Annotated in this window: 1 pseudogene; it reads left to right on the top strand. The window is 44.9% G+C overall.

The features are described 5' to 3' along the window. A pseudogene (locus QP420_RS06820) lies at positions 1–234 on the top strand (aminotransferase class I/II-fold pyridoxal phosphate-dependent enzyme); the annotation flags it as partial.

Here is a 234-nt window from a genome sequence, read left to right on the forward strand (position 1 = left end):
AGCCTCGCAAAGACGTGCGAGATATGCTCGAAGAAATTCTTGGAATTAGCAGCAATGGAATCGGCAGCAATTCGAGTAAAGGTGGCCATTCTTGCGCAAAAACCGCGCAAAAGTCGCCAGCAGATTGCAGCGAGCAGCACGAAGAAAATCGCAAATTAACAGAAGCAGAGCTTTCCAAAACACTTAAACGTAGAAATTTCAACAAATCCACCAAACTTGAACACGTGCTTTACG

This window comes from Bifidobacterium sp. UMB1197 (assembly GCF_030217745.1).
Lineage (GTDB): Bacteria > Actinomycetota > Actinomycetes > Actinomycetales > Bifidobacteriaceae > Bifidobacterium > Bifidobacterium vaginale_B.